The organism is Amycolatopsis sp. NPDC050768 (assembly GCF_040654155.1).
In the GTDB taxonomy this organism is placed as follows: Bacteria; Actinomycetota; Actinomycetes; order Mycobacteriales; family Pseudonocardiaceae; genus Amycolatopsis.
This window is the reverse complement of the sequence record NZ_JBFAHL010000011.1, coordinates 115,303-135,513: the sequence shown is the minus strand read 5'-3', so window position 1 is coordinate 135,513 and position 20,211 is coordinate 115,303. Positions and strand designations below refer to the sequence as shown.

Below are 20,211 nucleotides of genomic sequence, written 5' to 3'. Positions count from 1 at the left end.
GGAGTACTCGCCAGGGAAGATGCGGACCATGCTGGACAGGGACACGACACCCGAACGGCCCCCGGGGCTCACACTCGCCTGGGGCGGCGCCCCGCCGCCGCGGCGCGGACCGCGGCCCGCGCACACCGTCGAACAGATCGTCGCAGCGGCCGTGGAACTCGCTGACGCCGAGGGCGCCGCGGGCGCCTCCCTGCCGAACATCGCGCACGAGATCGGCGTGACGACCAACGCGCTGTACCGCTACGTCAGCTCGAAAGAGGAGCTGACGGTGCTGCTCGCCGACGCCGGCTGGGGCCCACCGCCGCAGGCTTTGGTCGCCTCCGGCGACTGGCGCGCCGACGTACGGGCCTGGGCTCGCGCCGTCGTCGACCGGCTGCTGACCCGCCCGTGGCTGCTGGACCTGCCGCGCAGCGGCGACGCGATCACGCCGAACCGCCTGGCGTGGACCGAGCTCCTCCTGGCCGCCCTCACCCGCGCCGGCGTCCACAAAGGACACCTCCTCGGCTGCGTCACGATGGTGACGGGCTTCGCCCACGCGGCCGCCGCGCGCCTCGCGACCCCGGCCGGCCCGGGGGAGGCCGCCGCTGTGCGCGATCACCTGCTGCCCCACCTCGACCGCCTCGGCTCGACGCACCTGGCCGGCCTGGTCGCGGAAGGCCAGTACCCCGCAACACAACCGGAGGCGGAAGCTTTCCTCGAGGCCGGCCTCGACCACGTCGTCGCCGGGGTGTCGGGGTTCGCCGAGACCCGCTGACGAAAGAACTCCCGGCCGGGGCATCGAGGGCACCCGGCCGGGAGCAGGGGGTCACGCGAGTTCGGTGAGCCACTCCGAGACGGCGTGGGCGGTGGTCGGGGCGTCGGTGTCGATGAGGGTGAAGTGGTGGCCCGGGACGGTGCGGGTGGTGCCCGCGTGGGACCAGGTGGTCTGCCACGTCGTGGCGGCCGGGTCGAAGGGATCCGTGGGCCGCACGAGCAGCGACGGCGTGGCGAGGTCCGCGACGGTGATCTGCGGCAGCAGGTCCATGTAGCGGGCCATCGCCGTGAGCTTCGTACGGTCGAAGGAACCGTACTGCGATTCGTGGCGCAGCATGCCCTTCGCGAGGTCCGCGGCGGCCTCCTCGCTGGCGCGGACGTCTTCACCCACGCCTTCGTGGATCACGTAGGTGTCCAGGAGCACGGCGCCGGCGGCCGGGGTGCCCGTGCGTTCCAGAGTTTCGGCGACGGCGTGGACGAGGATGCCCGCCGACGAGTAGCCCAGCAGCGCGAACGGACGATCGCCCGCCGCCTTGCGCAGACTCTCCGCGAGGACCTCGACGATCGCCTCCGGGGTCGACGGCAGCGCCTCGCCGGGCAGGAAGCCCGGCATCGGCACCGCGTGGAGCTCGTGGTCGCCGGGGAAGCCGGCGGCGAGCTTCGCGTACTGGTACACCCCGCCCGTCGCGACCGGCGTCGCGAAGCAGAACAGCTGTGTGGCCGCCGAACCCTCCTTCAGCCGCACCGGTGCGGGCAGCCGGTCGACGTCGGCGGGTGAGGTGAACGCGGGACGCAGGTTCGCGACCGCGCCCAGCATGCTCAGCCCGTCCTGTACCCGGCCGGCCCGGACCGCGTCGGCGAAGAGCTCCTGCAGGGAATCGTCCTCCGCCGGAGCCGCGACCGTGGTGTCCAGTTCGGACAGCAGGTGCGTGGCCAGGCCGGCCGGGGTCTGATGGTCGAACACCACCGTGGCCGGCAAGCGCAGCCCCGTGTCGTCGTTGAGGCCGTTGCGCAGTTCGACGGCCGTGAGCGAGTCGAGGCCCGACTCCAGGAAGTGCCGCGACGCGTCGATCGCGGTGCCGCCGGCGTACCCGAGCAGCGCCGCCGTCCGGTCCAGGATCAGGTCCAGCACGGCCCGTTCGCGCTGCAGCGGTTCGAGCCCGGCCAGCCGCTGCTTCAGCCCCTCCGAGTCGCTCGCGGCCCGCGACGCCGTGCGCCGTGAAGGCGTGACGAGCGCGCGGAACACCGGCGGCACGTCTTCGGAGTCGCCGGTGAGCACCTTCATCGGCACGAGCAGAGCCTCCGGCCGCGCGAGGGCGGCGTCGAACAGCGCCATTCCTTCCTCAGTGGACAGAGGCGAGATTCCGTTGCGCACCAACCGGTCTCGGTCGGTATCGGAGAGTCCGGCGTTCTCCCACAGACCCCACGCGAGCGACTGCGCGGGCAGCCCGCGGAACCGCCGGTGCGCGGCGAGGCCGTCGAGGAACGTGTTGGCCGCGGCGTAGCTGCCCTGGCCCGCGTTGCCGAGCAGCCCGGCGACGGAGGAGAAGAGCACGAACGCCGAGAGATCCAGGCCTTCCGTGAGCCGGTGCAGGTTCAGCGCCGCGTCGGCCTTCGGCCGCAGCACCGCCGAGAGGCGCTCGCGGGTCAGCGACGGCACTGTCGCGTCGTCGACGACGGCGGCCAGGTGCACCACCGCGGTCAGCGGGTGCTCGGCCGGGATCGCGGCGAGCACTTCGGCCAGCGCGGTTTCGTCGGCGGCGTCGCAGGCCGCGACGGTCACCGAAGCACCCAGCTCGGTCAGCTCGTCGACCAGGCCGGAAGCCGAGCCTCGCCGGCTCACGAGCACCAGCCGCCGCACGCCATGTTCGGTCACCAGGTGCCGCACGAGCTGCGAACCGATCGCACCGGTCGCCCCGGTGACGAGCGTCGTCCCCTCAGGACCGAACGCGGCCTCCGGCTCGGCCGACGGTGCCGGCCGCGTGAGCCGCCCTGCGTACGCAACGCCCGAGCGGAGCACGAACTGCGGTTCTCCGGAGCCGGGAAGACCCGGCAGCAAGCTCAGCGAAGCCTCGTCGGTGTCGACGAGCACGAACCGGTCCGGGTTCTCCGACTGCGCCACGCGCACCAGGCCCCACAGCGCGGCCCCGCCGAGATCCGTGACGTCCTCACCACCTTCGCGCGCCACCGCACCGCTGGTGAGCACGACCAGCGTGGCCGCCGCGAACTCAGGCCGCGAAAGCCAGTTCTGCACATCCTCCAGCGCGTCGCCGACAACAGCCGAGGTACGGCGATCGAGCACCACGACGTCCGGCACCGGCCCGGTGGCAAGCACCGCGTCCAGGCTCGGGAACAGCGCGGGCACGTCCGCACCACCGGCCACCGGCACGGGCAACCAGGCCCAGCCGAACAGCGACTCCGGCGCCCGCGTGACCGCCGTGCCACCGGCACCCGCCCGCAGCACCAGCGAGTCCACCGACGCGACCGGACGCCCGGTCTGGTCGGCCAGCTCGATCGCCACGGAGTCCGCGGCCAGCGGCGTGATCCGCACCCGTAGCCGGCTCGCGCCCACCGCGTGCAGCCGCACGCCGGTCCACGCGAACGGCAGCCCGCCCTCGACCGTCACGCTCTCGGCGAGCCCGATGGCGTGCAGCGACGCGTCGAGCGCGGCCGGGTGCAACCCGAACCGCTCGGCGGCCGGGTCCTCCAGCACAACCTCCGCGAATACCTCGGCACCCGATACCCAGGCGGCCGTGAGCCCCTGGAACGCCGGCCCGTAACCGAGGCCTGCGGCCGCGAAGCCTTCGTAGAACCCGTCCAGCTCAACGGGTTCCGCACCCGCAGGCGGCCAGACGGACAGCCCGGCGGGCTCGGCCCCCGTCTCGGGAGCGAGCACCCCGGCGGCGTGGCGCACCCACGGCTCGGCGGCGTCGGCCTGCGAGAACACCGACACGGCGCGGCGACCCGAGCCGTCCGGCTCGTCCACGACCACCTGCAGCCGCACCTTGCCGAGCTCGGGCAGCACGAGCGGCGCCTCCAGCGTGAGCTCGTCGATCCGCGGGCAGCCGGCTTCGTCCCCGGCCCGCACGGCCAGCTCGACGAAAGCCGCGCCCGGGAACAGGATCGCGCCGCCGACGGTGTGGTCGGCCAGCCACGGGTGCGTGTGCACCGACACCTGGCCGGTCAGCACCACCTGCGCGGACCCGGCCACCGTCAGCGACGCGGCCACGACCGGGTGCTCCGTCGCGTCGAGCCCGGTCGTCACCAGGTCACCGGTGGCGTGCAGGGCCTCCATGTCCACCTCGGGCCAGAACCGCGTGCGGCAGAAGGCGTACGGCGGCAGCGGCACCTGCTCGGCGCCGCGGAACAGCCTTGCGGGCGCGAGACCGAGGCCGTGCGCGAAGAACCGGCCGGCGGCCAGTTGCGCACCCCGCAGCTCGCCCTGGGCTTTGGCGCGCAGCGGGATCACCACGACGTCACGCGGGTCGCCGGCGAGGCAGGTCTGCGTCATCGCTGCGAGCGTGCCGTCGGTGCCCAGCTCCACGTACCGCGCGGCACCGAACTCCTCCAGTGCCCGCACGCCGTCGAGGAACCGCACGGACCGGCGGCAGTTCGCCACCCAGTACTCCGGGTCGCACCAGCGCTCCGGGTCGACGACCGCACCGTCCACGGTGGACACCACGGGGAGCCGGGCCGGCTCGTAGGTGAGCTCTTCGGCGATCTCGCGCAGCTCGTCGAGGATCTCGTCGAGCAGCGGCGAGTGGATGGCCTGGCTGATCGCGAGCCGCTTGGTGCGCCGGCCTTCCGCCTGGAAGTGCTCGGCGATGCCCAGCACGTCGGTTTCGGCGCCGGAGACCACGAGCGAGCGCGGGCCGTTGATCGCGGCGATGCCGCAGGCCGGGGTGAGCAGCGGCGTCACCTCGGCTTCGTCGGCTTCGACCGCGAACACCGCACCGCCGGAGAGCTCCTGCATGAGCTGCCCGCGGTGCGCGACGAGCTTCGCCGCGTCCTTGAGCGACAGCACGCCGGCCACGTGCGCGGCGGCGATCTCGCCGACGGAGTGGCCCAGCAATACCCCTGGCCGCAGGCCCCACGACTCGACCAGCCGGTAGAGCGCCACCTGCACGGTGAACAGCGCGGCCTGCGTGAACGCCGTGCGGTCGAGCAGCTGCGCGTCGACCGAGCCCTCTTCGGCGAACATCACCTCACGCAGCGAGCGGCCGAGGTGGTCGTCGAACAACACGCTCGCCTGGCTGAAGGCGTGCTCGAACACCGGGAACGCGGCGCACAGCTCGCGGCCCATCCCCGGCCGTTGCGTGCCCTGCCCCGGGAAGAGGAACGCGGTCGTCCCGCCGCGGGCGATGCCGCGCACGACGGCCGCCGAGTCCTCCCCCGCGGCGAGCGCGGCGAGGCCCGCCACCAGTTCGGCCCGATCGTCGCCGGCCACGGCCGCGCGGTAGGACAGCACCGGTTCGCGCACGGCCAGCGAGAACCCGACGTCGAGCGGGTCCAGGTCCGGGCGCTCTTCAAGGTGTGCCAGAAGAGCGGCAGCCTGCAGCGGCAAGGCTTCCTGCGTGCGCGCGGTGAGCAGCCACGGCGGAAGAGCCGAGCCACGCTCACCGGCGGCCCGCACCGGCTCGGGCTCGGCGACGGGCGGCGCCTGCTCCACGATCACGTGGGCGTTGGTGCCGCTGTACCCGAAGGCCGAAACGGCGGCGCGGCGCGGACGGTCCCGCTCGGGCCACGGGATCGTCTCGGCGAGCAGCCGCACGGTGCCCGGCGACCAGTCGACGTGCGGCGACGGGTCGTCGCCGTGGCGGGTCATCGGCAGCTCGCCGTGCCGCATGGCCAGGATCATCTTGATGACCCCGGCCGCACCCGCGGCGGCCTGCGTGTGCCCGATGTTCGACTTCACCGAGCCGAGCCACAGCGGGTCGTCGGCCGGGCGCTCGCGGCCGTAGGTGGCGAGCAACGCGTTGGCTTCGATCGGGTCGCCCAGCGTGGTGCCGGTGCCGTGGCCCTCCACGACGTCGACGTCCGCGCCGGTCAGCCCCGCGAGCTTGAGCGCGCGGCGGATCACGCGTTCCTGAGAAGGCCCGTTGGGCGCGGTGAGGCCGTTGGACGCGCCGTCCTGGTTGACCGCGCTCGCGCGGACCACCGCCAGGACCTCGTGGCCGTTGCGCTGCGCGTCGGCGAGGCGCTCGACCACGAGCAGGCCCACACCCTCGGCCCAGCCCACGCCGTCGGCCGCGGCCGAGAACGCCTTCGTGCGCCCGTCGGAGGCCGTGCCGCTGTTGTCGAAGTGCACGAACGGTTCCGGTGAGACGAGCGCGGACACGCCGCCCGCGAGGGCGAGTGAGCAGTCGCCCTGGCGCAGCGCCTGGATCGCGAGGTGCAGGGCCACCAGCGAAGACGAGCACGCGGTGTCGACCGAGACGGCCGGGCCCTCCAGCCCGTAGGTGTAGGCGACGCGGCCCGAGACCACGCTGCCGAGTGCGCCGGAGCCGCGGAACAGGCCGTTGTGCGCGAGCGTGCCGAGCGGGCCCGGGTCGTAGTCCGACTGCATCACGCCGGCGAACACGCCGGTGTCGGTTCCCTTGAGCGACAACGGGTTGATGCCTGCCGACTCGCACGCTTCCCACACGGCCTCGAGCAGCATGCGCTGCTGCGGGTCCATCATCACGGCTTCGTTGGGGCTGATGCCGAAGAAGCCGGCGTCGAAGTCGGTGGCGTCGGTGACGAAGCCGCCGTTGGGCTCCTTTCCCGCGGCTGCCGACATCCCGAGCCAGTAGTCGAGGTCCCACGCACGGTCCTCGGGGAAGCGCGACGTGCCGTCGCCGCCGTTCGCGACGAGCTGCCAGAACTCCTCGGGCGTGCGCACGCCGCCGGGGAAGCGGCAGGCCATGCCGACGATGGCGATGGGTTCATCGGCACCGAGGGTGACGACGGTCTGCTCGGGCTCGGCAGCGTCCCCGAGGCCGCCGAGCAGCGATTCGTGCAGGTGCGCGGCCAGGTCGCCCGCGGTCGGGTAGTCGAAGACGAGCGTGGCCGTGAGGCTGAGACCGGTGGCCTCGTTGAGCGTGTTGCGCAGCTCGACCGCGGTGAGCGAGTCGAACCCGAGGTCCTTGAACGCGCGGTCGGCGTCGACGACGTCGGCCGAACCGTGCCCGAGCACCGCGGCCGCGTGGGCGATGACCAGCTCACGCAGGTGGTCGAGCCGCTTGTCCGCGGGCAGCCGGATCAGCTTGCCCAGCAGGGAGTCCGCGCCCGCCTCGCGGTCGGAGACCGTGCGCCGCGCCGCCGGGACGAGGCCGCGCAGGAGGTCGGGCACGCCGCCCGCCTCGCGCCACGCGGGCAGGTCGAGCTTGATCGGCACGAACACGTCACCGGCCGAGCCGACGGCCGCGTCGAAGAGCGCGAGGCCCTCCTCCGCCGTGAACGCGCCGAGGCCGCGCTTGCCGTGCGTCTCGCCGGCCATGCCCGCGGCCGACTCCCACATGCCCCAGGCCAGCGAGTGCGCCGGCTTGCCTTCGGCCCGGCGGTGGGCGGCGAGGGCGTCGAGGAAGGCGTTGGCGGCGGCGTAGTTGGCCTGGCCGGGTGCGCCGAGCACGCCTGCGGCCGAGGAGAACGTGACGAACGCGGCGACGTCGCCGGCCAGCTCGTGCAGGTGCCAGGCGGCGAGAGCCTTGGGGTCGAAGACACCGTCGATGCGCTCGGGCGTGAGCGAGGGCAGCACGCCGTCGTCGAGGACGCCGGCCGCGTGGACCACGGCGTGGACCGGGTGCTTCTTCAGCAGCCGTTTCACGGCGGCCGCGTTGGCGAGGTCGCACGCGGCCACGGTGGCCTCGGCACCCAGCTCGGCCAGCTGCGCGACCAGCTCGGCGACACCCGGCGCCTTCTTGCCGCGGCGGCTGACCAGCAGGAGCTTCTTCGCGCCCTGCTGAGCCAGGTGCGTCGCGACGATCCGGCCCAGCGCGCCGGTGCCGCCGCTGAGCAGCACCGTCCCGGCCGCCCAGTCCACGGGTTCGGCCGGCTCCGGCACCGCGCGGGCCAGCCGCGGCACGCGCACGTCGTCGCCGGACACGCGCACGGCCGTCTCGTCGGCCACCGCGATCGCGGCGAGTTGCTCCGGGGTGGGCTCGCCTTCGACCAGCACGATCCGGCCGGGGTTCTCGACCTGCGCCGAGCGGATGAGACCGGCGACGGCGGCACCGGCGAGATCGCCGCGAGTCACCACGACCAGCTTGTCCTCGGCCGTCGACTGCAGCTCCGCCAGTGCACTGTGGACAGCCGCCCGGGCGCTCTCCGCGTCGTTGCCGGTGCCGGCTTCGTACACGGTGTAGTCGGTGCTGCTCGCTTCGGGCAGTGTTGTGGAGACCCAGTCGAGGGCGTACAGCGAGTCGGTGCTGCTCGGTGTCGAGCGCGCGGCCGCGAGCTGCTCCTCGCTGATCCGGCGCAGCGTCAGGCCGCCGACGCGGGCGACCGGCGCGCCGCTGGTGTCCGCGAGCCGGAGCTCCACGGTCTGCTCGCCCGTCGGGTGGACCTGCACCCGCAGCGCCGAAGCACCGGCCGCGTGAAGCTCCACATCGGACCACGCGTACGGCAGCGTCGTGCCTTCACCGGCCGCGCTGCTGAGGCCCACGGCGTGCAGAGTCGCGTCGAACGCCGCGGGGTGCAGGCCGAACGCCTCCGCGCTCATGCGGTCCTGCTCGGGCAGCGCGACCTCGGCGAAGACGTCGTCACCACTGCGCCACGCGGCACGCAGGCCGCGGAAGACCGGGCCGTAGGCCATGCCGTGGTCGGCCAACAGGTCGTACATCCCGTCGAGGTCGATCACCTCGGCGCCGGCCGGCGGCCACGCGCTGAGGTCGAACGCGGCGCCTGCGGAACTCGGGGCGAGCGTGCCGTCGGCGTGGCGGGTCCACGCGCTCGCCGTGGACAGGTCGTCGGGTCGCGAGTGGACACTGATCGGCCGCGTACCGTCGGCGGCAGGAGCGCCCACGCGGATCTGGATCCGTGCGGCGCCCTTCTCCGGCAGGACGAGCGGCGCGTGCAGCGTGAGGTCCCGGACACGGCCGCAGCCGACCTCGTCGCCCGCGCGCACGGCGAGCTCCACGAAAGCCGTACCGGGCAACAGGATCGCGCCGCCGACGACGTGGTCGTTCAGCCACGGGTGCGTGGTGGCCGAGATCCGGCCGGACAGGACGAGACCTTCGGCGTCGGCGAGCAGCGTCGCCGCGCCCAGCAGCGGGTGGTCGACCGGGTCGAGGCCCATCGACGTCACGTCAGCGGAGTCGGACGAGACCTCCAGCCAGTAGCGCTGGTGCTGGAAGACGTAAGTGGGCAGGTCGGCGCGCGCGGCGCCGCGGGCGGCGAAGTGTGCCGCCCAGTCGGGCGAGATCCCGCGGACGTGCAGGGTCGCGAGCGCCGTGACCAGCGCGACGTCCTCGGCGACGTCCCGACGCTGCGCGGCCACCGCGACGGAACCGTCCGAAGAGGACTGCGGCACGACGGCCGTCAGCGGCGCGTCCGGGCCCAGCTCCAGGAACCGGTTCACGCCCTCGGCCGACAGCGCGCGCACGGCGTCGGCGAACAGCACCGGCCGGTGCACGTTGCGCACCCAGTACTCGGGATCCGTCAGCTCGGCGAACACCTCACCGCCAGTGACGCTGGAAATGACCGACAGCGTGGGCTCGGTGTAGGTGATGCTCCGGGCCACCGCGCGGAACTCGGCCAGCATCGGCTCCATCAGCCGCGAGTGGAACGCGTGCGACACCTTCAGCTTCGTCGTGCGACGCCCCGCAAACTTCTCCGCCACGGCGAGCACGGCGTCCTCCGCACCGGAGATGACCACGGACCGCGGCCCGTTCACCGCGGCGACGTCGACCGTCCCTTCGGGATCGTGCTCCGCGACCTCGTCGGCCGTGCCTTCGATCGCCACCATCGCGCCGCCGGCGGGCAGCGCCTGCATCAGCTTGCCTCGAGCAGCGACGAGCTTCGCCGCGTCGGCCAGCGAGAACACGCCGGCGCAGTGGGCGGCCGCCAGCTCGCCGATCGAGTGCCCGCACACCGCGTACGGCACCAGACCCCACGACTCGACCAGCCGGAACAACGCGACCTCGAACGCGAACAGCGCGGCCTGCGTGTACCCCGTCCGCGCCAACGCGTCCGCGTCACCGGCCACGACCTCGCGGATCAGCCGGTTCAGGCGCCGGTCCAGCTCCTCGCACGCGGCGGCGTAAGCCTCGGCGAACACGGGGAACTTCGCGGCAAGCTCAGCGCCCATGCCGACGCGCTGCGAACCCTGACCGGAGAACAGGAACCCGAGCGTCGCCTCACCCCGCGCCAGCCCGCTGACGCCACCGGGCTCGCCGTTCGCCAGCGCGGTCAACGCCGCCAGCAGCTCGCCGGGCGTGTGCCCGATCACCGCGGCGCGGTGGTCGAGGTGCGTCCGGCCGACGGCCAGCGTGCGCGCCACGTCGAGCGGCAACGCGGGGTTCTCCACCAGGTGCTCCGCCAGCCGCGCGGCCTGATCCCGCAGCGACTGCGGCGTGCGCCCCGACAGCACGAACGGCACCGCCGCGTCATCACGCGAAGGCCCGTCGGCGGCTTCGGGCTCCGGCGCCTCTTCGAGGATCACGTGTGCGTTGGTGCCACTCAGTCCGAAGCACGACACCGCACCCCGACGCGGCCGGTCCCCTCGCTCCCACGGCCGAGATTCGGTCAGCAGCTCGACGCGCCCGGCGCTCCAGTCGACGTGCCGGGTCGGTTTGTCGACGTGCAGCGTCTTCGGCAGCACGCCGTTGTTCAGCGCCAGCACCAGCTTCAGCACCCCGGCGACACCGGACGCGGCCTGCGTGTGCCCGACGTTCGACTTGATCGACCCCAGCCACAGCGGCTCGGAGCGGTCTTGGCCGTAGGTCGCCAGCAGCGCCTGCGCCTCGATGGGGTCACCGAGCTTGGTCGCCGTGCCGTGCGCCTCGACCACGTCGACCTCGTCGGGGCTCACCCGCGCGTTGGCCAGGGCCTGGCGGATCACGCGCTGCTGGGCCGGGCCGTTGGGCGCGGTCATGCCGTTGGAGGCGCCGTCCTGGTTGATCGCGGTGCCGCGCACGATCGCGAGCACGGGGTGGCCGTTGCGACGCGCGTCGGAGAGCTTCTCGACGAGCAGCATGCCGCAGCCCTCGGACCAGCCGGTGCCGTCGGCGGAGTCGGCGAACGTGCGGCAGCGCGCGCTGCGGGCGAGCGTGCCGTCGAGCGAGAACTCCACGAAGGTGCGCGGCGTCGACATCACCGAAACGCCGCCGGCCAGCGCGAGCGAGCACTCGCCGCTGCGCAGGGCCTGAACCGCGAGGTGCAGCGCGACGAGCGAGGACGAGCACGCGGTGTCGATCGTGACCGCGGGTCCTTCGAGCCCGAAGGTGTAGGCCAGGCGCCCGGAGATCACGCCCGACGAGCCGTAGCTGCCCTGGTAGTTGTGGTACATCGTGCCGGCGAACACGCCCGTGGGGCTGCCCTTCACCGAGTGCGGCGCGATGCCGGCGCGTTCGAAGGCCTCCCACGACGTCTCGAGCAGCAGCCGCTGTTGCGGGTCCATCAGCAGGGCCTCACGCGGGCTGATGCCGAAGAGGTCGGCGTCGAAGTCCAGCGCGTCGTGCAGGAATCCGCCTTCGCGCACGTAGCTGGAGCCCGGGCGTTCGCCGCTGGGGTCGTAGAGGCGCTCGAGGTCCCAGCCGCGGTCGGCCGGGAACTCGCCGATGGCGTCGACGCCGCCGGCCAGCAGCCGCCACAACTCCTCCGGGGTGTCGGCGCCGCCCGGGAGCCGGCAGGCCATGCCGATGATCGCGATCGGCTCGCGCGCGGCCTCGGTGAGCCGGCGGTTCTTCTCGCGCAGCCGCTCGGTTTCCTTCACCGAGGCTCGGAGCGCACCGACCAGTTTTTCTTCGGAGTTGCCCACGTGTCCTCGTTCCTTCCCGGTGACGCTGTGTTGTTTGGTACCGATCCGGCCACAGTCACAGCGGGAACAGTTGCCCGATGCGGCAACGCCCGGCCGAGTCCCCGCCTACTTTTGGCCGGATCGGTAAGGCCAGACAGGCCGACGATAGAAGCGCGAGCGCGGCCGGACCCACCCCTAAGAGCCCCTGCACCAGGCTCTCCGCCGGGCACCAAGGTCCGCTTTAGACGGTCTTTAGGGGTTGTCGGTCGCGGCGGCCGGATGACAGATTTTCCCCACGTTCACAGCAATTCTCTCGCTCGTTTTCGCCCGAGGTTCGCCCGCTGGACTGAGACTGGGGATCGGTTATGCACAGGAAGATTCGGAAGCTTCTGGTCGTGGGGGCCCACGGCGACGACGAGACGCTCGGCGCCGGCGGCACCATCGCCCGCCTCGCCGACGACGGCGTCGTCGTGTCGCTCTGCATCCTGACCAACGACGACGGTTCGCGGTCGGTGAGCGGCACCGGTGTCGTCGACCGCACCGCCGCGATCGAGCTGGCCGCGAAGACGCTCGGCATCGAGCGCGTGAGCATCCACGAGTTCGGCGACAACCGCCTCGACACCGAACGGCACCTGGACCTCAACCGCGTCGTCGAGCAGGAGGTCCGCGAGTTCGAGCCGGACACGGTGTTCGCCACCAGCATGTGCGACCTGTCCACCGACCACGCGCTGGTAAGCCGCGCGGCTCGCGTCGCGGGCCGGCCGGGCCGCGGGCCGGTCAAGGAGGTCCGCACGTTCGAGATCCGCTCCGCCACCGACGTCGGAGAAGCTTCGGGGCTGCCCAACGCGTTCCGCCCGAACTACTGGCAGCTGCTCGACGAGTCGCACCTCGACCGCAAGATCGACGCGCTGCGCGCCTACGGCAAGGAGCTCGAGCCGTGGCCCAGCCCCCGCAGCGAACGCGGCGTGCGCGCCCTGGCCGAATACCGCGGCTCGCAGGTCTCGGCGGGGCTCGCCGAGGCGTTCGAAATCGTGCGGATCGTGCATTGAGCGCGTTTTCCCCAGCCTTCTTTCCTGCCTTTACCCTGCCCTGCAAGAAACGGGTGACGAGAAATGACCACAACTGTCGCTGAATTCCGGACCACCTCCGAGCTCACCAAACTGACCTCGGTCGCCGTGATCGGCATGGGTTACGTCGGGCTGCCGACGGCGCTCGGCCTGCACGCCGGCGGCGTCGAGGTGATCGGCATCGACCTGTCGCAGAACCGCCTCGACGCCATCCGCTCGTGCGAGGTCGACCTCATCGAGTCCGACCACCGCCGGCTCGAGAAGGCCGTGCACCAGCAGGACTTCCAGCTCACCGCCGACTCCGCGCGCATGGCCGAGGCCGACGCGGTGCTGGTGTGCGTGCCGACCGGGCTCGACGAGTACCTGATGCCCGACCTGGGCCCGCTGGAGAGCGCGTGCGCCGCCCTGATCTCCCACGCGCGGCCCGGCCAGACGCTGATCCTCACCTCGACCAGCTACGTCGGCACGGCGGAGCGGCTGCTGGTGAAGCCGTTGACCGCCAAGGGCTTCACCGTCGGTCGTGACATCTTCGTCGCGTCCAGCCCCGAGCGCATCGACCCCGGCAACGTCACGCACACGCAGGCCGAGACGCCGCGCGTGCTGGGCGGGGTCACGCCGGTGTGCACCGCGATGGCGCAGCGCGTGATCAACGTGCTGACCCCGGCCGTGCACTGCGTCAGCTCGCCGGAGACGGCCGAGATGACCAAGCTGTTCGAGAACACCTTCCGCGCGGTGAACATCGCGCTGGCCAACGAGTTCGCGGAGATCAGCGACGGCTTCGCCATCGACCCCATCGAGGTCATCGACGCGGCCGCCAGCAAGCCCTACGGGTTCATGGCCTTCCACCCCGGCCCCGGCGTCGGCGGCCACTGCATCCCGTGCGACCCGCACTACCTGCTGTGGCAGCTGCGCGCGACGCAGAGCAACGCGCCGCTCGTCACGCAGGCCATGCACGCGATCGCCGAGCGCCCGAAGCAGGTCGTGGACCGCGTGCTCAACACGCTTTCCCGCGACGGCAAGGGCATGTCCGGCACCCGCGTGCTCGTCGTCGGCGTGACCTACAAGCCGGGTGTGCAGGACGTGCGCTCGTCGTCCGCGCTCGACATCCTGGACCTGCTGGCCGCGAAGGGCGCCAAGGTCGGCTACCACGACCCGCTCGTTCCGAACGTCCGCGTGACGGGTGGCTCGCTCGACAACGTCATCGACCCGAACGGCGGCGACTGGGACGTCGCCCTGATCCACACGATCCAGCCCGGGCACTCCTACGAGTGGCTCGCCCAGTGCGGCACGGTCATCGACGCCACCTACCGCTTCGACCGCACGCTGTTCGCGAACTGAGAGGACTCCTGACGTGCGTTACCTGATCACCGGCGGCGCCGGCTTCATCGGCTCCCACCTCACCGAGCACCTGCTGGCCCGCGGCGACGAGGTCGTCGCACTCGACAACCTCAGCACCGGCACCCTCGACAACCTCACCGCCGTGGCCGGGCACCCCGGCTTCCGCTTCGTCCGCGGTTCCGTGACCGACCCGTCGGCCGTCGAATCGTGCATGGCCGGCGTCGACGCGGTGTTCCACCTCGCCGCCGCGGTCGGCGTGTTCACCATCCTCGACAAGACGCTCGAGAGCCTGCGCACCAACCTGCACGGCACCGAGAACCTGCTCGACGCCGCGCTGCGCCACGACGTCCCGATCCTCGTGGCGTCCACGAGCGAGATCTACGGCAAGAACACCGCCGACGGACTGTCCGAAGAGGACGACCGCATCATCGGCTCGCCGCTGAAGAACCGCTGGTCCTACGCCGAAGCCAAGGCGCTTGACGAGACGTTCGCCTACCTGTACGCCAAGGAGCACGGCCTGCGCACGGTGATCGTGCGCCCGTTCAACACCGTCGGCCCGCGCCAGACCGGCCGCTACGGCATGGTCATCCCGCGCTTCGTCACGCAGGCCCTGGCGGGCGAACCCATCACCGTCTTCGGCGACGGCCAGCAGACCCGCTGCTTCTGCCACGTGCACGACGTCGTGCCCGCCCTGATCGACCTGCTCGCCGACGAGACCGCGTACGGCAAGGTGTTCAACCTCGGCAGCAACGAGCAGACCACCATCGCGCAGCTGGCCGAACGCGTGATCTCCGCGACGGGCTCGACGAGCACCATCGCGAAGGTCCCGTACGAGCAGGCCTACGGCGAGGGTTACGAGGACATGCAGCGCCGCATCCCCGACTGCACCCGCGCGTACAACCAGATCGGTTTCGTCCCCACCCGCACGCTGGACGACATCATCGCCGCGGTTGTCGCCGACCGCACTGCTTGACCCTCGTCGTCACGCCACTCACCAGCACCGAAGGCCACCAGGTTCCGCACCTGGTGGCCTTCGTCGTGTTCACGTGCGCGACGTCAGGCAAACGCGAGCGGGGCGCCGAGCGCCACCCGGCCCGAGGTGAGTACCCGGGCCAGCGCGCCGAGGCGGTTGTCGTGCACGGCGGCGATCGTCTTGAGCACCTGGGAGGATCGCGGCAGGTCGGGCTGAGCCTCGTTGACCATGACGCAGCGTTCGCTGGACCGAACGAACTCGATCAGCGTTCCTCCGCCGAGCACGGCGGTTTCGCCGAGCCACTCGTCCTCGACGAAGGGCGCGGTGCCGGGCGGGGTGCGCAGCAGGATGTTCGGCCTGAACCGGCGCTCGTCGACGGCCACACCGGGCAGGGCCCGCCGGGCCCAGTCGAGGGTCGCCGTCGTCAGCACGCTCAGCGGCAACTCGTCGAAGTGCGACACTTCTCCCTCGCGTGCCAGCACCACGTCGTCACGGCGCAGGTACGCCCGCAGAAACGCTTCGCTGTCGGTCACCGCCTGTCCGGCCGGATCGAGCAGGTGCGGTTCGCCGAGTCCCTCCGGACAACGGGAACCCAGCAGGAGCAGCCCCGGCATGCGGCGGAACCGGCGGGTGTTCTTGCCGGACCCCAACTTCCCGTCGGCGTCCCGCACGGCCCACCCGCGGTCACCCGCGAACCCTCGTGACTCGACCACGACGTCGTCCAGCCGCTCCCCGCCGGTGGACTTGATCGGATACCGCCACAGCCGCTCGACCACTCCCAGCACCGCCTCACCCTATCCGGCCGAGGCCCGCTCACCCCCACGTGAAGTTCAGGCCACCGCCGGCCCGAGCTTGAGGTACACGGCCGTGAGGTGGTCGGCCACCGCGTTCGCGGAGACTCCCAGCAGGTCCGCGATCGCGGGGACACTCGTGCCGTGCGCGGCGAGGTCCGCCACCCGCAGCTCGATCTCGGTCAGCACCACCGGATCCCTCACTGCCCGCTGTCGGCGCCGGCGAGCTCGCCGGCCAGTGCGGCGCGCCCGGCGACGCCCAGTTTGCGGTAGACCCGGGTCAGGTGCTGCTCCACCGTGCTCACGGTGATGTAGAGCGTCTCCGCGATCTGCCGGTTGGTGCGCCCGTGGGCCGCCAGCTCGGCGACGCGCAGCTCGGCTTCGCTGAGCGTCGTCTGCGCGGGCGTCACCTCCGTGCGCGGGGCGACGGGCCGGGGCGGCATGGGTCTCGACGTCGCCGCGCGCGTGGCCTGGCGCGGCACGTGCACCGGCTTGACCAGGCCCGCGGAGCGTTCCGCGCGCTGGCCGAGCTGGTTGAGCGCCCGCGTCGTGCGGGCCAGCTCCAGCCGGTCGCCCGAGGCCTTGAACGCTTCGGCGGCCCGGTTGAGCAGACCCGCCCGGCCGGCGGAATCACCGGCGAAAGCCAGGACCCGCAAGGCCGAACCGCGCGAGTACGCGTCGGTCGGCGCCGCGCTCGCGAGCTGCTGCTTGGCCAGCTCGACGGCGAGCGTCGGGTTGCCCAGCTTCAGGTTGGCCTCGGCGAGGTCGGTGCGCCACGGCACGACTGTCGGCAGGTCGAGCTCCTGCTCACGCAGGATCCGTTGGCACTGCTGGAAATCACTGACCGCGGCCAGACCACGGTTGGTGGCCAGGTGGAACTGGCCACGGGCCCGCAGGTAGCGCACGCCACCGAGCGTGGCGAACACCGCCTCCGGCAACGGCTGCCGAAGCACGGCCGCGGCGGCCTTGAACGCTCCGGCCGCGGTGTGCGCCGAGAGCAGCGTGGCGAGCGGGTAGCTGATCGCGACGCCCCAGTTGGGCGCGTCGAGCAGGGCCAGCGCCCGGTTCGCCCGGTCCGTCGCCGCGGCGACGTCACCCCGGCGGAGCACCAGGCTCGCGCCGAGCGCGTCGAGCATCGCCTTCCACGTCACCGCGCCGCGGTATTCGGCCTCTTCGCTCAGGGACGTGCACCAGCCTTCGGCGCGGTCGGCTTTGTCGGCGTAGGCGAGCGCGACGATCGCGGTGCCCAGCGCTTCGAGCGAAGTGTCCGAAAGCCGGCAGTTCTGCAGGATCTGCTCCGCGCACGCCGACGTCGATTCGGTCGCGCCCGTGTGCCACACGGAGGCGAGCGTGTTCGCGGTGTGCAGCCACGGATCGTCGGCGCTCGGGGCCGCCGGGGCGACGCCGTAGTGCCAGTGCCCGGCCAACGTCAGCTCGGCGGCCGTGCGCGGGTCGAGCGGTTCGACGTCGGCGTCCAGAGCCGCGAAGGCGCCCTCGAAGGTGTCCCGCTCACCGAACCACAGCGACTGCCGCGCGAGCGCGATCCGGTCGGACAGGTCGAGCGCGTCGCCCGCCGCGCGCAGTGAAGCCAGATGCGGCGCCGCCGCGGCCGGGTTGACGCGCCAGGTGATCTTCGCGAGCAGCTGGGAAATCGTCTGCTGCTCCCACGCGGCGGTGGTCACGGACGCCGCGAGCTTGAGGCAGCGGGTGGCGAACTCGACGTCGTCGCCGAGCATCACCTGCTCCGCCGCTTCCACCAGCACCGGCAGCGCCCACTCGGGTTTCGCCTCGTCGGCGGCCACGAGGTGGCGGGCGACGTCGGCGGCCGGCAAGCCCCGGGCGTGCTTCACCTCGGCGGCGCGGGCGTGCAGACGCACCTTCTCCGAGCCGCGCAGCCCGCCGACCACGGCGGCCGCGGCCGGCTGCTGCCGGAACCGCACGCCGGCGACCAGGCCCGATTCGGCCAGCAGCCCGGCCGACGTCTCCGCGTCGAGCGGGTCCACGCCGGCGACGGTGGCCACGGCTTCGGTGGTGACGTCGGTGTCCAGCACCGCGATCGCGGTCGCGACCTCACGCATCGGTGAGCCGTAGCGGTGCAGCAGCCGTTGCACGGCCTCGGAGTAGGCCGAGCCGGAGTCGGTGCTGCTGCGGAACGCGTCCACGAGCGCGGTGACCAGCAACGGGTTGCCGGCGCTGAGCTCGTGGATCTGCTCGGGCAGCCCGTCATGCGCACGGGGTCCGTCTTCCGCCACGAGTTCGGCGATCGCCGCGATCGACAGCGGCGTCAGCTGCACGTGGCGATGCGGCTGCGACGCGAACTCGAGGCCGCCGTCGGCGTACCACGTGTCCGGCTGCGTCAGCACCAGCAGCAGTGCGGCCGAACGGGTGCGCCGCTGCAACCTCAGCAGCAGCCGTGCCGACGTCTCGTCCACGTGGTGGAGGTCGTCGACGGCCACCAGCACCGGCCGTTCGCGGGCCACGCTGTGCAGCGCGCCGCACAGCTCGGTGATCTTGTCTTGTTGTTGTGCCACGGCTTTCGGCAGCGCGGGACCGGCCAGTAGCTGGTCGATCACGCCGCCGTCCACCTCACGCTCGTCGGCCGCGCCGGTCGCGGTGAGCGTGAGGATGCCCAGCTCCTTCGCCCGTGCCACCACCTGGTTCAGCACCTGTGTCTTGCCGCTGGCCGGACCGCCGCCCACCAGCACGGTCTCCCCCGCACCGGCGTCGCATTCGATCAGCAGGCCTTCCAGAAACCCCACTGCCTCCTGCGGATCGGTTCGGCGGTTCTGCCCCCAGTTCACGCCCATCGCAAGCTCCTCGACCCACTGGTCATCTTCCTGCGACTCCGAGACTCGCAGTGACCCCCTAAGGGCAACCAACCCCGATCTAAAGTCACCCGAAGGGGTGATCACGTCACGTTCTGTCGCTGCGGATTTCCTTGCGCCCCAACCACTTCCCGGGGCGGTAGGGGTTGCCCACGCGCGCGCCGGCCCGAACACTTCCTGAACTGTGACTGCCGTGAACGAAAAAACCAGTCGTTGGGTCCGGCGCTTCCACCCGGTCGAGGACGCTCGCGTGCGGCTGGTGTGCCTGCCGCACGCCGGCGGCTCGGCGACCGCCTACTTCCCGTTCTCCCGCGCGGCCATCGCCGCCGGGCTGCCCGCCGACGTCGTCGCCGTGCAGTACCCGGGCCGCCAGGACCGCCGTGGCGAACGCTGTTTCGACGACCTGGCCGCCATGGCCGACGCGCTCGCCGACGACCTCGGCCCGTGGTTCGACCGGCCCGTGGCGCTGTTCGGCCACAGCATGGGCGCGACGCTGGGCTACGAGGTCGCCCGCCGGCTCGAGGCCCGCGGCGCGGAGCTGATCGGCCTGTTCGCCTCGGCCTGCCGCGCCCCTTCGGCCCAGCGCATCGAGTACGTGCACCAGCGCGACGACGACGGCCTCATCGCCGCGTTGAAGGAGCTCAGCGGCACCGACACCGCCGTGCTGGGCGACGACGAGCTGCTCCGCATGGTGCTGCCCGCGGTCCGAGGCGACTACACGGCCGTGGAGACCTACCGCCACGACGCCGGTGCCGAGTTGCGGTGCCCCATCCACGTCCTCGTCGGCGACACCGACCCCGTGACCGACCTCGACGAGGCCGGCGCCTGGCGCGCCCACACCACCGCGAGCTGCGACGTCGTCGTGTTCCCGGGCGGGCACTTCTACCTCAATAGCCAGCTCGACGACGTCGTGGGCTCGGTCGCCACGACCCTGGCTCGGTGGCAGCGCGCAACCCCCGATCGGGCACCGCGGTAGGGGTGGGTAAACCCCACCTGGCGTTCAGGTGCCGACCCCATGGTCCGGCGGGCCCGGTTCCGCGAAACTAGGTACATCAAGGAAACACCCGGAACCACTTCCCTCGGAGGTAGTCATGATGGCCATCCAGACCGCTCCCGGCGTCACCCAGCGGATGCTCCCCAACGGCCACCTCGAGCTCACCTGCCGCGCCACCCGCCGCCAGATCGAGTGCGAGCCCGTCGCCGCGGCGATGTGGATCGCGCTGAAGCAGCAGAACGGTGACGTCGACCGGGCCGCGGCCGTCCTGTCCGCCCTGTGGGGCACCGACGAGGAGGACACGCGCTACGACATCATCGCGCTGGCCGGCTCGCTGTGCTCCCTCGGCCTGCTCACCGAGGCCTGAGCACCAGGGCGGCCGCGGCTGCCGTCGCACTTCTCCAAGCCGCACCCTCCGGACGCGTCAGAACGCCCTGGGACACCACGGTCCCAGGCCCGCGATCCGCGTCCTTCCCCGAGCGTCGAGCGCTTGCCGCTCCGCTCCCCGGACACACGAAACGGGCCGCCACAGCA

Annotated in this window: 10 protein-coding genes; 6 read left to right on the top strand and 4 right to left on the bottom strand. The window is 72.3% G+C overall.

Annotated features, from left to right (window positions below; genetic code table 11):
- Positions 1 to 28 precede the first annotated feature (28 nt).
- Positions 29 to 754 (top strand): TetR/AcrR family transcriptional regulator, encoded by a 726-nt coding sequence (locus tag AB0H62_RS29890; protein ID WP_220243479.1) that lies wholly within the window; start codon positions 29 to 31, stop codon positions 752 to 754.
- 51 nt (positions 755 to 805) lie between these two features.
- On the opposite strand, the gene AB0H62_RS29885 is transcribed toward AB0H62_RS29890, so the two are convergent.
- Positions 806 to 11,710 (bottom strand): type I polyketide synthase, encoded by a 10,905-nt coding sequence (locus AB0H62_RS29885; protein ID WP_360589654.1) that lies wholly within the window; start codon positions 11,708 to 11,710, stop codon positions 806 to 808.
- A 344-nt stretch (positions 11,711 to 12,054) separates the two neighbouring features.
- On the opposite strand from AB0H62_RS29885, the gene AB0H62_RS29880 reads away from it, so the two are divergent.
- The 3 genes from AB0H62_RS29880 to AB0H62_RS29870 all read left to right on the top strand — a co-directional run bounded on the left by AB0H62_RS29880 (position 12,055) and on the right by AB0H62_RS29870 (position 15,067).
- Positions 12,055 to 12,738 (top strand): PIG-L family deacetylase, encoded by a 684-nt coding sequence (locus tag AB0H62_RS29880; RefSeq protein WP_220243481.1) that lies wholly within the window; start codon positions 12,055 to 12,057, stop codon positions 12,736 to 12,738.
- Positions 12,739 to 12,801: 63 nt separating this feature from the next.
- Positions 12,802 to 14,094 carry a nucleotide sugar dehydrogenase gene (locus AB0H62_RS29875; protein ID WP_360589651.1) on the top strand — a complete coding sequence of 431 codons (1,293 nt, stop codon included), beginning with the start codon at positions 12,802 to 12,804 and terminating at the stop codon, positions 14,092 to 14,094.
- Positions 14,095 to 14,107: 13 nt separating this feature from the next.
- Positions 14,108 to 15,067, top strand: coding sequence for an NAD-dependent epimerase/dehydratase family protein (locus AB0H62_RS29870; protein ID WP_360589649.1), 960 nt, complete (start codon positions 14,108 to 14,110; stop codon positions 15,065 to 15,067).
- A gap of 83 nt (positions 15,068 to 15,150) precedes the next feature.
- Here AB0H62_RS29870 and AB0H62_RS29865 read toward each other — a convergent pair whose 3' ends face one another.
- The 3 genes from AB0H62_RS29865 to AB0H62_RS29855 are packed head-to-tail and all read right to left on the bottom strand — an operon-like array spanning position 15,151 to position 18,665.
- The gene (locus AB0H62_RS29865) at positions 15,151 to 15,852 is read right to left on the bottom strand and encodes an MOSC N-terminal beta barrel domain-containing protein (protein ID WP_255638369.1); all 702 of its coding nucleotides are present in this window, start codon (positions 15,850 to 15,852) and stop codon (positions 15,151 to 15,153) included.
- Between the two features lie 45 nt (positions 15,853 to 15,897).
- Complete coding sequence (locus AB0H62_RS29860; RefSeq protein WP_220243484.1) at positions 15,898 to 16,047, bottom strand: LuxR C-terminal-related transcriptional regulator; 150 nt, start codon at positions 16,045 to 16,047, stop codon at positions 15,898 to 15,900.
- Between the two features lie 11 nt (positions 16,048 to 16,058).
- Positions 16,059 to 18,665, bottom strand: coding sequence for a LuxR C-terminal-related transcriptional regulator (locus AB0H62_RS29855; RefSeq protein WP_360589646.1), 2,607 nt, complete (start codon positions 18,663 to 18,665; stop codon positions 16,059 to 16,061).
- Positions 18,666 to 18,876: 211 nt separating this feature from the next.
- Between AB0H62_RS29855 and AB0H62_RS29850 the strand changes: the two genes are divergently transcribed.
- Positions 18,877 to 19,659 (top strand): alpha/beta fold hydrolase, encoded by a 783-nt coding sequence (locus AB0H62_RS29850; protein ID WP_360589644.1) that lies wholly within the window; start codon positions 18,877 to 18,879, stop codon positions 19,657 to 19,659.
- 118 nt (positions 19,660 to 19,777) lie between these two features.
- Complete coding sequence (locus AB0H62_RS29845; protein WP_255638370.1) at positions 19,778 to 20,044, top strand: hypothetical protein; 267 nt, start codon at positions 19,778 to 19,780, stop codon at positions 20,042 to 20,044.
- The last annotated feature ends 167 nt before the right edge of the window (positions 20,045 to 20,211 follow it).

What these genes read in the sequence shown, in the direction of transcription:
- AB0H62_RS29845 (WP_255638370.1), top strand. Translation starts at nt 19,778, where the DNA reads ATGGCCATCCAGACCGCTCCCGGCGTCACCCAGCGGATGCTCCCCAAC.
- AB0H62_RS29890 (WP_220243479.1), top strand. Translation starts at nt 29, where the DNA reads ATGCTGGACAGGGACACGACACCCGAACGGCCCCCGGGGCTCACACTC.
- AB0H62_RS29875 (WP_360589651.1), top strand. Translation starts at nt 12,802, where the DNA reads ATGACCACAACTGTCGCTGAATTCCGGACCACCTCCGAGCTCACCAAA.
- AB0H62_RS29880 (WP_220243481.1), top strand. Translation starts at nt 12,055, where the DNA reads ATGCACAGGAAGATTCGGAAGCTTCTGGTCGTGGGGGCCCACGGCGAC.
- AB0H62_RS29855 (WP_360589646.1), bottom strand. Translation starts at nt 18,665, where the DNA reads ATGGGCGTGAACTGGGGGCAGAACCGCCGAACCGATCCGCAGGAGGCA.